The 14,995-nt window shown below is 32.7% G+C and carries 9 protein-coding genes; 5 read left to right on the top strand and 4 right to left on the bottom strand.

Going from position 1 to position 14,995, the window contains the following annotated elements:
* Positions 1–10: 10 nt before the first annotated feature.
* The 5 genes from C820_RS12230 to dapA all read left to right on the top strand — a co-directional run bounded on the left by C820_RS12230 (position 11) and on the right by dapA (position 5,079).
* Positions 11–982, top strand: a complete 972-nt coding sequence (locus C820_RS12230) for a hydroxyacid dehydrogenase (protein ID WP_004033410.1) — start codon at positions 11–13, stop codon at positions 980–982.
* Positions 983–1,001: 19 nt separating this feature from the next.
* Positions 1,002–1,505, top strand: coding sequence for a tripartite tricarboxylate transporter TctB family protein (locus C820_RS12225; RefSeq protein ID WP_004033411.1), 504 nt, complete (start codon positions 1,002–1,004; stop codon positions 1,503–1,505).
* Positions 1,506–1,518: 13 nt separating this feature from the next.
* Positions 1,519–3,015, top strand: a complete 1,497-nt coding sequence (locus C820_RS12220) for a tripartite tricarboxylate transporter permease (RefSeq protein WP_004033412.1) — start codon at positions 1,519–1,521, stop codon at positions 3,013–3,015.
* A gap of 21 nt (positions 3,016–3,036) precedes the next feature.
* A complete protein-coding gene (locus C820_RS12215) occupies positions 3,037–4,047 on the top strand; it encodes a Bug family tripartite tricarboxylate transporter substrate binding protein (protein ID WP_004033413.1) in 1,011 nt (336 codons plus the stop codon).
* 132 nt (positions 4,048–4,179) lie between these two features.
* On the top strand, positions 4,180–5,079 hold the full coding sequence (gene dapA / locus C820_RS12210) for a 4-hydroxy-tetrahydrodipicolinate synthase (protein ID WP_004033414.1): 900 nt from the start codon (positions 4,180–4,182) through the stop codon (positions 5,077–5,079).
* A 338-nt stretch (positions 5,080–5,417) separates the two neighbouring features.
* Here the strand turns inward: dapA and C820_RS12205 are convergent, their stop codons facing one another.
* From C820_RS12205 to C820_RS12190, 4 genes are all read right to left on the bottom strand, one after another.
* On the bottom strand, positions 5,418–6,194 hold the full coding sequence (locus C820_RS12205) for a response regulator (protein ID WP_004033415.1): 777 nt from the start codon (positions 6,192–6,194) through the stop codon (positions 5,418–5,420).
* A 74-nt stretch (positions 6,195–6,268) separates the two neighbouring features.
* Complete coding sequence (locus C820_RS12200) at positions 6,269–9,412, bottom strand: response regulator (RefSeq protein WP_004033416.1); 3,144 nt, start codon at positions 9,410–9,412, stop codon at positions 6,269–6,271.
* Between the two features lie 277 nt (positions 9,413–9,689).
* Positions 9,690–13,742: a carbamoyl-phosphate synthase large subunit gene (gene carB / locus C820_RS12195; protein WP_004033418.1), complete on the bottom strand. Its 4,053-nt coding sequence runs from the start codon at positions 13,740–13,742 to the stop codon at positions 9,690–9,692.
* Complete coding sequence (locus C820_RS12190) at positions 13,742–14,821, bottom strand: carbamoyl phosphate synthase small subunit (protein WP_004033420.1); 1,080 nt, start codon at positions 14,819–14,821, stop codon at positions 13,742–13,744. The genes carB and C820_RS12190 overlap by 1 nt, the downstream gene beginning before the upstream one ends.
* Between the last annotated feature and the right edge of the window lie 174 nt (positions 14,822–14,995).

The following is a 14,995-nucleotide window of genomic DNA, read 5'->3' as shown; positions in this document are numbered from 1 at the left end:
GGAAATCGCTATGAAATTTGTAATGACACAAGCAGTATGTAAAGAAGGAATTGCTAAACTAGAACAGAAAAAAGCAATGTATTATATAGGTAACGGCAATCCTGATGAATATTTAGAGGAAATGAAAGATGCAGATGCACTTATTGTAAGAATTGCAAAATGTGATAAAAATGTTATTGAAAATTCTCCAAATTTAAAAGTAATTGGAAGAACTGGTGTAGGTTATGATAGTGTAGATGTGGAAGCAGCCACAAAAGCAGGAATTCCTGTCGTCATTACTCCTGGTGCAAATAATCGTTCTGTTGCAGAACATGCAGTTGCAATGATGTTTGCAATATCCAAAAATTTCTATGAAGCAGAAACAGAATTGAGAAAAGGTAACTGGAATATCAGAGATGCAAAAAAAGCATTTGAACTTTTAGATAAAAAAGTTGGTTTTATTGGATTGGGTGCAATTGGCAGAGAAGCACAAAAAATTTGTAAAGCAATTGGTATGCAAACACTAGGATATGACCCCTATTTATCAAAAGAAAAAATGGAAGAAATTGGCTGTCTGTATTTTGAAGACTATCATGATATGATAAAAGAGTGTGATTTTGTTTCTATACATGTGCCTCTTGTGGAAAGTACTGCAAATATGATTGCTAAAAAAGAACTGGAAAGTATGAAAAAAACTGCTGTACTGATTAATTGTTCAAGAGGCGGCATTGTAAATGAAAAAGATTTGATTGATGCTTTAAACAATGATGTAATTGCAGCAGCAGGCACAGATGTATTTGAACAAGAACCTATTACAGAACAAAATCCTCTTTTAAAAGCCAAAAATCTTATGATTAGCCCTCATAGTGCGGCACAAACACAAGAAGCAGTCATCAATATGGCATCTATGTGTATAGAAGGCTGTTTTGCAGTATTAAATGGTGAACAGTGGCCTTATGTTGCTGACAAAAAAGTGTATGAACATCAAAAATGGAAAAAATAAATGATTAGGGGGTAATAAAATGGATTATAAAAAGAATTTATTTCCTGGAATTGTGCTTACAATTTTTTCAATTATCTATTTGATATTAACTTCTCAAATCAAAAAATTCAGTGGATTAGGTTCAGACCCTTTAGGAGCAAAGGCAATTCCTTATTTATGGGGAATTAGTTTATTGATTTTAAGCCTTATATTAGTCAAAAGGGGCGTGAAACAAAGAAGTTTAGAAATCAAAAATAATACCTATGTTAAAACACAACTTAATCTATATAATATCATAAAAGGAAATAGAGAAATTGTTGCAACATTTCTTTCTTTAGCAATTTATATTGCTTTATTGGAGCCAATAGGATTTTTGATTATGACAGCGGTATATCTTTTTGTACAAACATTGATACTGACACCAAAAGAAAAAAGAAATTATATTTTGACGCTGATTTCCTCCATAGTGATAGCAGTTGCATTAGATTATATTTTTGTATGTCTTTTAAATGTATTGTTACCACTTGGTATATTTGGATTTTAAAGGAGGGATAAAAATGATTGTAGAAGGATTAATAAATGTATTTGCTGACCCCTTAGTTATATTATTTATTGCAATAGGTGTTATTGTAGGAATTATATTCGGTTCGATACCAGGTTTAACGGCAACTATGGCGATTGTAATGTTTTTGCCTGTGACTTATACTATGACATCTACACAGGGAATATCTATGTTGATTGCACTGTATATAGGTGGTATTTCTGGAGGTTTGATTTCTGCAATATTATTAAATATTCCAGGAACGCCTTCCTCTGTAGCAACTTGTTTTGATGGCAGACCGCTTGCAGAAAAAGGAGAAGCAGCAAAAGCATTAGGGGTAGGTGTTGTATTCTCATTTATTGGTACAATTATTGGTGTGCTTTTGCTGATTGTAATATCTCCGTTATTGGCAAACCTTGCTATTAAATTTGGTCCTTATGAGTATTGTTCTCTAGCAATATTTTCACTGTCACTTGTTATTACACTGTCTGGTAAAGATTTAGTAAAAGGGCTTATAGGGGCAATTATAGGTGCATTACTTGCTACAGTAGGTTTATCTCCTATTGACTCTAGACAGCGTTTTACATTTGGTAGTGCTGATTTAACAGCAGGTTTTAAACTTTTAGTATTGTTAATTGGATTATTCGCAGTAACAGAAGTTATCAAATATGCGGGACAGGTTAGAAAACCAGAAAAAATAGAAGTTGAATCTGAAGTAAAATTAAAAGGAATTGGTTTTACATTAAAAGAATTTTTTAGTCAGATTGTAAATTGTATTCGTTCCTCATTAATTGGTGTTGGTATAGGTATTCTTCCTGGTATCGGCGGTGGAGTTTCTTGTATGATTTCTTATACTGTTGCGAAAAATTCATCAAAATATCCTGAAAAATTTGGAACAGGTATTATAGATGGTGTTGTAGCATCAGAAAGTGCTAATAATGGCGGAATTGGTGGGGCTTTGATACCACTTTTATCATTAGGTATTCCTGGTGACCCTGCTACTGCAATGTTATTAGGCGGCTTAATGGTACATAATGTATCTCCGGGACCATTAATATTTGATAAAAATGGAGCAGTAGTATATGGTATATTCTTTGCTATGATTATATCAGCAATTATGATGCTTTTATTTATGCTCATTGGTATGAGAGGATTTATAAAAGTTTTAAATGTACCAAAAAATTACCTGTTACCTGTAATAGTTGTACTGTGCTGTATTGGAGCAATAGGCGATAGCAATAGAATATTTGATGTATGGGGTGTATTGCTATTTGGATTACTTGGTTTTGGTTTGATAAAAGCAGGCATTCCATCTTCTCCAATGATATTAGGTTTTATACTTGGACCAATGTTTGAAGAAAATTTAAGAAAGGCCTCTCAATTGGCAAGCAGCGACAGTGCTTTTAGACACCCAATATTTTTCTTCTTTATGATAGTAACTATAATTGTTGTATTTATGTCTTTACGTTCTAATAAAAAAGCAGCACAAGCAGAAAATGCTGTCAGTGAATAAAAAAATATAGGAGGGATAATTATGAGTATCAAAAAAAGAGTATTATCAGGTTTTATAGCGGGAGTATTAGGATTAAGTGTTTTGACAGGGTGCTCTGGAAGCAGCAGCCGAAATGCTGCACAGACAAATGAAGCAGGAGATAGCTGGCCAGAATCTCCTATCAACATTATATGTACTCATGCAGCAGGAGGAGACACAGATTATAATGCTAGATTAATGGCTAGAATGTTGGAAAAAGAATTAGGTGTATCTGTTGTTGTAAATAATGTAACAGGAAGCAATGGAGCGATTGCATTAGGACAATATAAAGACTCAAAAAATGCAGATAACTACACATTTATTATGACAAATACAGCAGCATTAACGGGAAATTTGGCGACAGGACTTTCTGACTTTGGATATGAAGATTTTCAAACAGTAGCAATATTTGGAAAACAATCAGGTGAAAATATTGTTGTTCCTGCAGATGCACCTTACAATACAGTAGAAGAATTGATTGAAGCTTCCAAGTCAAATCCTGGACAAATCAAATTTGGTATTTCTACAGGTGGCGGCGTTTATATTGCAGCAACAATTATGTCAAAAGAATATGGTGCAGAATTTAATATTGTAGACGCAGGAGATGCTTCCAGTAGATTAACTTCTATATTAGGTGGACACATTGACGCTTCTATCGTACCATACTCTGGTATAAAAGAGTATATTGAAAATGGCGATGTAAAAGTATTATCTACATTATTAGAAGAAAAACCAGACTTAATACAAGATATTCCTACTGCAAAAGAACAAGGTTATGACAATTTAGTATTAAATACAATGTATGCTTGTCTTGCTCCAGAAGGAACAGATCCAAAAGTGATTGAAAAATTAAATGCAGCTATGCAAAATGTTTCACAAAATAATACAGAATATGATGAAGAAGTGAAAAAATATAATTATCAAAATCCATATGTGCTTAGTGTTGAGGATAGCAAAAATGAATTAAAAACACAAACAGAATTATTTATGAAATATGCTGATGATTTACAATAATATATTTACAATATCATTATAAAAGTTTTTTTCTCTCCTCTCGAAATTCCCCCTTAAAATTTTTTGAGAGGAGAGTATTTAAAAAATTGTAGGGTAACTATAATATAATAAAAATGATAGGAGGAATGAATTATGACAGAAATAAAAGGAATTATTGCCGCAATGCAAACACCAATGTATCCAGATGGTAGTATCAACGAAAAAGAAATGCGAAAACAAATTAATCGTCAAATTGATGCTGGTGTAGATGCCGTTTTTTGTCTTGGAACAAATGGTGAATTTTATATTATGAATGAACAAGAAAAAATAGACATTATGAAAATATTTGTTGATGAAGTAGCAGGCAGAGTACCAGTTTATGCAGGAACAGGGTGCATCAGCACTAAAGATACTATAATCCTCTCTAAAAAAGCAAAAGAAATCGGTGTTGATGTACTTTCTGTTATTACTCCTTATTTTGCAGCAATTGACCAAAATGAGTTATATGAACATTACTCCGCATTGTCAGAAGCTGTTGATTTACCGATTGTAATGTATAATATACCAGCTAGAACAGGTGCTAGTATTGCCCCAAAAACAGTAGGCAAATTAGCAAAAAACTGTAAAAATATTGTTGGTGTAAAAGACTCTAGTGGAAATTTTAATAACATACTGCAATACATTGACGAAACAAAAGGTAGTGATTTTTCTGTACTTTCTGGAAATGATGCTTTGATACTTTGGACATTGCTTGCAGGAGGAAAAGGTGGTATTACAGCAATTGCAAATATATTGCCAACAGTTATGGTTAGCATATATCAAAACTATTTAAAAGGCAACATGGACGCAGCGAAACAAGCACAATCTTCCATAGCGGCAATTAGAGATTGTTTTAAATATGGTAATCCAAATTCTATAGTAAAATGTGCTACTAATTTGATAGGTCAACCAGTAGGCCCATGTAGAAAACCTTTCGGAATGGTTTCTGAACAAGCAGAAAAAGAAATAATGAATGTTATTAACACTCATTATGCTGAATACATAGGTAAATAATCAATCAATTGTCCCCTTATGTTTGCATAAGGGGATTTTTTACTACTCGTTTTATAAATAATATACTTCTGATATTTCTTTATTATATAAAACTGTAATAATGTAAACTTACAAAATAACAATACTACCAATGAAAATACAAGCACCCCAAATTTGAAATTTTATTATACTATTATTTACTATGTACTATAACGAAAGCTTAATCAATTTTTTTAAAAAATAAAAAACCTGACTGCAAATGGCTATCAGTCAGGTGTATTGAATGGAGTATTTTTTATTTATATATTTTGATAATATCAAAAAATTCCTATTATTTGTTTGAATATGGATGCTATATATTAAGAATTTTTCAGTACTTTATCAATCTCCGCAATTAAACGTTTTTTTATAGGTGGTTTAAGTAAATATCCTGCTGGCTTCAACTTCAAAACCGCTTCAATATTCTCTCTGTCATTGACAGCTGTCAGAAAAATAACCGGAATATCTTTCATATCTTTATCTGCACGTATCATTTCCAAAGTCATTCTACCATCGCAAATAGGCATTTCATAATCTAATAGAATTAAATCCGGACGCTGTTTGCCAATAGAAGTCATTGCTTGTGCTCCAGATATTGCGATAGCCACATCATAGTATTCTTCCAGCATAATTTTTATTGTGCGAAGTGCTGTGCCATTATCATCTACTACTAAAATTCTTTTCTTTTTTACAATTTCCTCTTTTTCCTCTGCAATTTCTTGTTTCATTTCGTTTTCGTTCCATTTAAGTCGTCTGGATACTGCATCTACAATCATAGTATTTTCTATTGGACGAATTAAATTTTCAAACTGATTACTCTCATAATATTTATAAAATTTACTGGTTTGTTCTTTTGTACCAATAGTTAAAACTGGAGTTTGTGTATATTGTTCTTTCAACATACAAAAAATAGATGTATCTATATCATAGGCACCAATCAAACTGATTAAAACCAGGTCAGGATTAACAATTTTCATCATTCCCTCTAGAATACTTGCATTTTCAGAACAAAGCTGTACATAAAAATGCTGTGCCAAAAATTGATTTATTTCTTTGACGGCACCGTTAAGCCTTCCAATTAACAAAACTTTTTTCATTATAATCCTCCATTCTCAGCCTACATATTTATGTATAGGTATAATATTTGCATAACAGATTTAAAACGCTGTTTTTACTGTTTTAACTGTTTCATTAATAATTCTACATAGGTATTTACTTTAGTTGCGTCCAGATTAGTTACTGCCTCAGACAGTTTTTTGATATTTTGTTCTACATCATCTGAATACGCATAATTTTGCAATTGCTCCATTAGTTGGTCTGCTTTATCAATATCTAACTCTTGCATACTCAACCGAACCATTTCTAACAGTGCTAATATAATAGAAATATCATTTACTTGCAATCGTACTGTTTTCCCTATATCAAACACTCCTTGCAATTTTTGACGATAACTACGCCATTCTGATAAAAAAATAGGTGTAATGGACGCAATTGTTTCGATATTACACTCTCGTGATGCGTCTTCCAATAATTTAGCAACACCAGCAAGCGTTAAAATTCCTACTGTAGCTGCAAGGCTTTTCATTGCATGAACTTGAATACGATACTGCTCCATTTGTTCCACTTCTGTAATTTGCTCATACAACTGTTCTAAACGGTCTGCGGCAAAATCAATTTGAGCATAAAATTCGTTTATTGTATATTCTAATAACTTTTTATCTGGTAGATGTATCCATGTATATTGCCAGTCCAATCCATCTACTGGAGGAAGTTCCTCTAAAAATTCTGATGGTGAATAGTTATATTCTTGTTGTGATATAGCCTCTGCTAATAATTGCTCTGGTAATATATTTTTTATCAAATTTTCAAGTTTTTCTGGCACAATAGGTTTTGAAAGAAAATCGTCAAAGCCTTCTGATAGATATTGTTCTCTTGCTCCTGTAATTGCATTTGCTGTTAGTACAACAATTGGTGTATTTTGACATGGAAAATCCTCGAATGTTTTTATACGATGTAATGTTTCTATTCCGTCCATATCTGGCATCATATGGTCAATAAAAATCAAATCATAATAGTTTTTTTGTACTAGTTCTAGGCACTGTGTACCACTTTCAGCATCAGTTATTTGAATACCTGTTTCTTTTAGAAGATTTCGCAGTACTCGACGATTAACTGCATTGTCATCTACCACCAATATTTTCGCATCTGGTGCATAGAGTTTTGTTTTATAATGATAGTCCTGTGTCATTTGCTGTACTCTAAATTCAAAATTTCCTATTGGTGTATTATCAACAATATTTTGTTTTAGTTCAAAAAAGAATTTTGAACCTTTTCCATATATACTCTCAATATGGAGTTTGCTACCTAACAGTGCGAGAAGCTGAATTGTGATACTCATACCAAGACCAGTACCTTCTATATTTCGATTTTTGTCTTCCTCAATTCGTTCAAACTCTGCAGAAAGTTTTGGTAAATCCTCCTCTTTTATTCCAATGCCTGTATCTTCTACTTCAAATGTAAGTATTGCTACATCGTTTATCTGAGAACATTTTACTCGTAACCATACAGTTCCCTCATGAGTATATTTAACTGCATTTGTTAGTATATTGGTTAATACCTGACGAATACGTACATCATCTCCATATAGCTGACAAGGAATTTCAGGAGCAATATTTACTTCAAATTTAATATTTTTATTTTTTGCTCGTTGTGTGGTCATATTTACTAAATCATGTATCATACTGCTAATGTCATATGTTACTGGTACAATTTCCATTTTTCCTGACTCAATTTTTGAAAAATCCAAAATATCATTGATTAGGGACAATAATGTTTGTCCAGCCGTATAAATATCCATAGCGTACTCTTTAATAGTGGCTTGTTTTGCTTCACGTAAAATCATTTCGTCCATACCAAGTACAGCATTGATTGGCGTACGGATTTCATGGGACATATGTGCTAGAAACTTTCCTTTTGCTTCATTTGCAGCTAATGCCTCACGTCGTGCAGTATCTGCGTCTTGTTTTGCAAGAGTAAGCTGTATGTTCTGCTGCTCTATCACTTTTATTTCTTCCTCTAAAAGACGTGCGTTTTTTTCTACATTTTTTTGATACTCCTGTGAAAGTTGCAGAATATGAGCAGCTGCCATTATAATGCTAAACGCAGTCATACTGTACTGATAAATGTGATAAATGATGTTACCATTTACATTTGGAAAAATAATATTTATAATACTACCAAAAAACATTATAAAAATTGCCCCAATAACAAGCAATGTTTGAAAGTATCTGTGTTTATAATAAAATTGCAATAATCCTACAATAGACACTGTACAGACTATTACTATTGTAAATACTGGAAACAAAACCATATCTTCAATTGTTTGCACACCTAACACATTGAATAAAAGTTGTAATAATACACTAAACACTACAAATAATAGTAATATCGTATAACGGTGTGGATATATTGTACTCAAAACACACTCAAAATACATTGCTAAAAACAAAGAAATCATCAAAGGAAAATATTCCTGCAGAGTATATGCTTCGTGTATATTATAAAAAATAGATAATGTATCTGTTGCAATAAAGCAGCTAATTCCTGCTGCTATGCAAACAAGTGCTATGTATAACTCTCCTTTTGTAAGTTGATGTGTATATCGTCTAATTAATTCCAGCAATAACATAAGAAATGCTGAGAGTATAATTAGTAGACAACACCCCACATCAGTAATTTTGTTTCCAAATACATTAATTGTCACAGTATCTTGTGTATTTAAATTCACATAGTCAAGTATTGATGCAGCATTCGGATAGAGTGATGTTTGTACAATCCACAACTCACCATTTTCAAATTGATTTGGAATATTTACAATATGCTCACTTTCTCCAGTTATTTCCTTTGGTGTTCCATCTGGTTCAAATCCATATTTATAAAGTAGTTTTCCGTCTAAAAATACACATACAGCTGTGTCTATAGAGGTAAATCGCAGTAAGTCAGTATCTTCTTCTAGTATAATGGTTTGAAAAACAATAATATCATTAGGTTTACTTTTTCCTTTGTATGGAAGATTGACTTTCTGATAATTTCCTGTTGCAAATGCGTCACGAACTATCTCTTGCATATCATCATATGTTTGGAACCATACTCCAGTGTTGTCCAGCGAAACCATATGCCAATCCTCGTTAAAACTATATTGTATTGAATTTATAAATGGATTTATTTCTTCTTTTTGAAATTGTTTTACTGATATGACCATAGATACAAATAATAATAGAAATGTAAACCATGCTAATATTCGACATTTTTTCATATATTTTACCCTCGTATAATAAATTTATAGCAAGTCAAAACAGAAGATAAGAATATATAAATAAAATCTTTCTTCATTTTTTGCATAAATATGTTATTATATATCATTTATTGCCAGTTTGGCATTACATAATTATAACATTTTATATACAATATTGTCTAGTGTTGGATTTTTTAATATAAATTTAATATATTATTTTTTCTGTTCTAACAAAAATATAACAAAAAAACACAAGAAATACTTTTATGATATTTCTTGTGTTTTTCATTACAATGAATTAGATTTCAACAATACCTTCATATACTTTTTCGGCTTTTCCAGAAAGATAAACCGCATCATCAGTATATTTAATAAGCAAGTCGCCGCCTTTTAATTTTACAGTAATTTGTTTTTCTCTACTGCAATAACCGTTTAATACTGCTGCAACTGCTGCAGCACAAGCTCCTGTACCACAAGCCCAAGTTTCTCCGCTGCCTCTTTCCCAAACTCTCATTTTTAATGTAGTAGGATTGATAATTTGCACAAATTCCACATTTACTCTTTCTGGGAAAAGTGGACTATATTCAAATGTAGGACCTATTTTTTCAATATCTAAATTATCCAAGTTATTCCAGAATACAACAGCATGAGGATTACCCATAGAAATACAAGTAATACTATATTCTTTACCATCTATATTTACAGGGTAATTTAATACATTTTTAAATTGTAACCCTCTTATTCTGACAGGAATTTGTTCAGGTTCTAATATTGCCTGACCCATATTAACCGTTGCAAAATCTACTACACCATTTTGTACAAACAGTTTTAATTGTTTTACACCAGAGAGTGTTTCCACTGTCATATGTGTTTTAGGAACATAACCATTTTCATAGACATATTTTCCTATACAACGTAAAGCATTTCCGCACATTCTGCCTTCGCTACCGTCCAGATTGTACATTCTCATTTTAACATCAGCAATATCGGATTTTTCCATCAATACAACACCATCACCGCCTATACCAAAATGCCTATGAGAAAGTGAAACCGCAAGCGACTCCGGACTGGTAATTTCGTGACCGTCTAAACAATTAAAATAAATATAGTCATTACCACAAGCAGATAATTTTGTAAAAGGTAATTTCATACGTTTTTCTCTCATGTGGTTAATATCAATGAGTTCTGTACTATATTCAGAAAAACGGCTGATTAAACTATCTGCAAGTGCATTTGCTGTGTCTAAAGAAGTCAAACAAGGTATAGAATGTTCTACAGCAAGACGACGTATTTTTACACTGTCCAAACTTGGTAAACGTCCCTTTGAAGAAGTAGAAATAATATAATTGATTTTTCCACTTTCCAAAAGCACTTTAGAGTTATCTTTAGACTCATGTATTTTGTTTACTACTTTGACATTGATACCAGCTTGCAATAATACGTTTGCAGTACCTTTTGTTGCATAAATTTCAAAACCAAGTGAAGCATATTTTTTAGTAATGTCTACAATTTCTGCTTTGTCTGCATCACGCACTGTTACAAACATAGCACCTTGTTTTTTCATTTTGTAGCCAGCAGCAATTAAACCTTTGTAAAGTGCTTCACTGAGTGTTTTGCCTATACCTAATACTTCTCCAGTAGATTTCATTTCAGGCCCTAACTGTACGTCTACATCAATTAGTTTTTCAAATGAGAATACAGGTACTTTTACAGCAACATAAGGAGGTGTTTTATATAGTCCTGTGCCATAGCCCATATCTTTTAGTTTTTCACCAAGCATTGCTCTTGTAGCAAGGTCTACCATAGGTACACCAGTGACTTTACTAATGTATGGTATTGTTCTGGAAGAACGAGGATTGACTTCAATAACATAAATTTGATTTTCATATATAACATATTGAATATTTACAAGACCTTTTGTTTTTAAAGAAACAGCAAGATTTTTTGTATATTCAATGAGTTTTTGTGTCAATTCTCCGCTGACATTCCAAGCTGGATATACAGCGATAGAGTCGCCAGAGTGAATACCAGCACGCTCTATATGTTCCATAATACCAGGTATGAGTATTTCTTCTCCATCACAAATAGCATCAACTTCTATTTCCACACCCATAAGATATTTGTCAATGAGTATAGGATTTTCGATATTGTGAGAAAGTATAATCTGCATATATTCTCTAATATCTTCATCACTGTGAGCAATAATCATATTTTGACCGCCCAAAACATAAGAAGGACGCATTAAAACAGGATAGCCTAAATTATTGGCAACTTTTAAAGCATCTTCTGTTCTCATAACAGTGTAACCAGAAGGACGTTCAATGTTTAAACTTTCTAAAAGTTCATCAAAACGTTCTCTATCTTCTGCGGCATCAATGCTGTCGGCAGGAGTACCTAATATTTTAACACCATTCGCTTCTAAAAATTTAGTTAATTTGATAGCTGTTTGTCCACCAAATGCTACAACAACACCATAAGGTTTTTCTGTTTTGATAATGTTCATAACGTCTTCTGGTGTAAGAGCATCAAAATATAATCTGTCTGCTGTATCAAAGTCCGTTGAAACGGTTTCAGGGTTGTTGTTTGCAATTACTACTTCATAGCCAGCTTCTTTTAATGCCCAAACACAATGAACAGAAGCATAGTCAAATTCAATACCTTGTCCTATACGAATAGGGCCAGAACCAAATACAATGACAGTTGGTTTACCAGAACCGTGTGTTTGAATGTGCTCTAGTGCTTCATTTTCTGTATCATATGTGGAATAGAAATAAGGCGTTTCTGCTTTAAATTCCGCTGCACAAGTATCTACCATTTTAAATACAGCAGAAACTGGATTTTGTATTTTTTGATTTGAAATTCTTTCTATGACTTTGTCTGGATAGCCCAGTTTTTTGCCTTTTAAATATAAAGCATCATCAAGTGTTTTTTCAGATAATTCTTTTTCATAGTTTATTAAATTGAGTAGTTTATATAAAAACCACTTGTCAATTTTAGTAATATCGTTAATTTCTTGTGGTGTAATGCCTCTTTTGAGTGCTTCAAATACTACAAAAAGACGTTCGTCATCACAAATGTGTACTTTTTGTAATATTTGTTCTTTAGAAAGTGTTTCTAGTTTAGGCAAATTCAAACTGTCAAGAGAAATTTCTGCACCTCTTACTGCTTTCATAATTGCCATTTCAAAATTAGGAGCAATCGCCATAACTTCGCCTGTTGCTTTCATTTGTGTACCTAAAACACGTTTTGCATATACAAATTTGTCAAATGGCCATTTTGGCAGTTTCACAACAACATAGTCTATTGTAGGCTCAAAACAAGCATAAGTGCTGCCTGTTACAGCATTTTTAATTTCGTCTAATGTGTAACCTATAGCAATTTTAGCTGCAACTTTTGCAATAGGGTAGCCTGTTGCTTTGGAAGCAAGTGCAGAAGAACGAGATACACGAGGATTAACTTCTATAACAGCATATTCAAAACTATCTGGATTTAAAGCGAATTGACAATTACAACCACCTTCTACACCAAGTGCAGAAATGATATTTAAAGAAGCAGAACGAAGCATTTGATATTCTTTGTCTGCTAATGTGACTGCTGGAGCGATAACAATAGAGTCACCTGTGTGTACACCAACAGGGTCAAAATTTTCCATACTACATATCGTAATAACATTTCCTTTGCTGTCACGCATTACTTCAAATTCAATTTCTTTCCAGCCAGAAATACATTTTTCAACTAATATTTGTGAAATAGGGGAAAGACGCAAACCATTAGAAGCAATTTCAACAAGTTCTTCTTCATTGTTGCAGATACCACCACCAGTACCACCTAATGTAAAAGCAGGACGAATAATAACAGGATAGCCTATTGTTTCTACAAAACTAATTGCATCTTCTACTGTATTTACGACTTCAGAAGGAATAACAGGTTCTCCTATTTCAAGCATAGTGTCTTTGAACATTTGTCTGTCTTCTGCTTTGTCAATGGTAACTGGATTAGCACCTAATAATTTTACATTATGTTGTTTTAAAAAACCTTCTTTTGCTAACTGCATAGAAAGTGTTAAACCAGTTTGTCCACCCAATGTAGAAAGTACACTGTCTGGTTTTTCTTTTTCTATAATTCTTTTTAATGTATCAATGGTAAGGGGTTCAATATAAATACGGTCTGCCATTGCTTTGTCTGTCATAATGGTAGCAGGATTGCTGTTAACAAGAACAACTTCCAAACCTTCTTCACGCAATGTACGGCACGCCTGTGTGCCAGCATAGTCAAATTCTGCTGCTTGTCCTATGACAATAGGACCAGAACCAATTACTAAAACTTTTTTAATATCTTGTCTTAATGGCATTATTTGTTACCTCCCATCAATGTTATAAAACGGTCAAATAAAAACATAGTATCTCTAGGGCCACCATTTGCTTCGGGGTGGAATTGTACTGTAAAAACAGGAATTTCCTGATAATCAATTCCTTCACAAGTGTTGTCGTTAGCGTTTACAAAACGCATACTACAGCTAGAGGGAAGTGTATTGTGGTCTACTGCATAACCGTGATTTTGACTGGTAATATAAACATTACCTGTAACTAAGTCTTTTACAGGCTGATTAGCACCTCTGTGTCCATATTTTAATTTGATAGTTTTGGCATCGTTGGCAAGTGCAACAAGTTGATGTCCTAAACAGATACCAAATATAGGGATTTTTGTTTGTAATAATTTTTTGATTTGTTCAATGATTTCAATATTATCTGCAGGGTCACCAGCACCATTAGAAAGCATAATACCATCTGGTTTTAATTCCATAATTTGTTCATATGTGGTATAAGCAGGTACTGTAATGACTTCACAGCCTCTTTTTTCAAGTTCTTTATGAATGTGTTTTTTAGCACCAAAATCCATTAGTACTACTTTATATTTGGATATTTCTGGTTTTGAAATGGTTATTTCATGACAGGTTGTGTTTTTGACTGCATCAGCCACACGATAATTTTTTAATTCTGAAACAATACTATCTAAATTTTCAATAGAATTTACAATACGTGCATTCATAACACCATATTCTCTTATCATTCTAGTTAACTGTCTAGTATCTATATTACAAAGACCTATGACATTGCGTTCCTTTAAAAAAGTGTCAAGATTTCCTTCTGAGCGAAAATTGGAAGGTTCTTGACACCATTCTCTGACAATATATGCTTTTACATGAGTATTTGCACTCTCAAAATCAGCAGGAATTACACCATAGTTGCCAATTAAGGGAAATGTTTGTACAACAATTTGTCCATAATAACTAGGGTCTGTCAATGTTTCAAGGTAGCCTGTCATAGCAGTAGCAAAAACAATTTCGCCAGTGATTTCGCCTTCTGCACCGAAAGCATTTCCTTCAAAAAACTGCCCATTTTCTAATACAAGATATACTTTTTTTTCCATTTTCATTCCTCCGTCATAACGCTAGGGTTTACAAATATATCATTTTTAGAGCAACACAATAAAATTGAGCTTACACACAATTTTTTACATTTTATAGCATGAAAACAGCTTTGTCTAGTATAAAATAAAAAAAGAAAAAACTTTCTTTATATCACATAAAAAAATTGTTGTATA

The sequence above is a fragment of the Clostridium sp. MD294 genome (assembly GCF_000364165.2).
Lineage (GTDB): Bacteria > Bacillota > Clostridia > Lachnospirales > Anaerotignaceae > Coprocola.
Note: the sequence above shows the minus strand (reverse complement) of the source record. Positions and strands in the feature narration are given on the sequence as shown.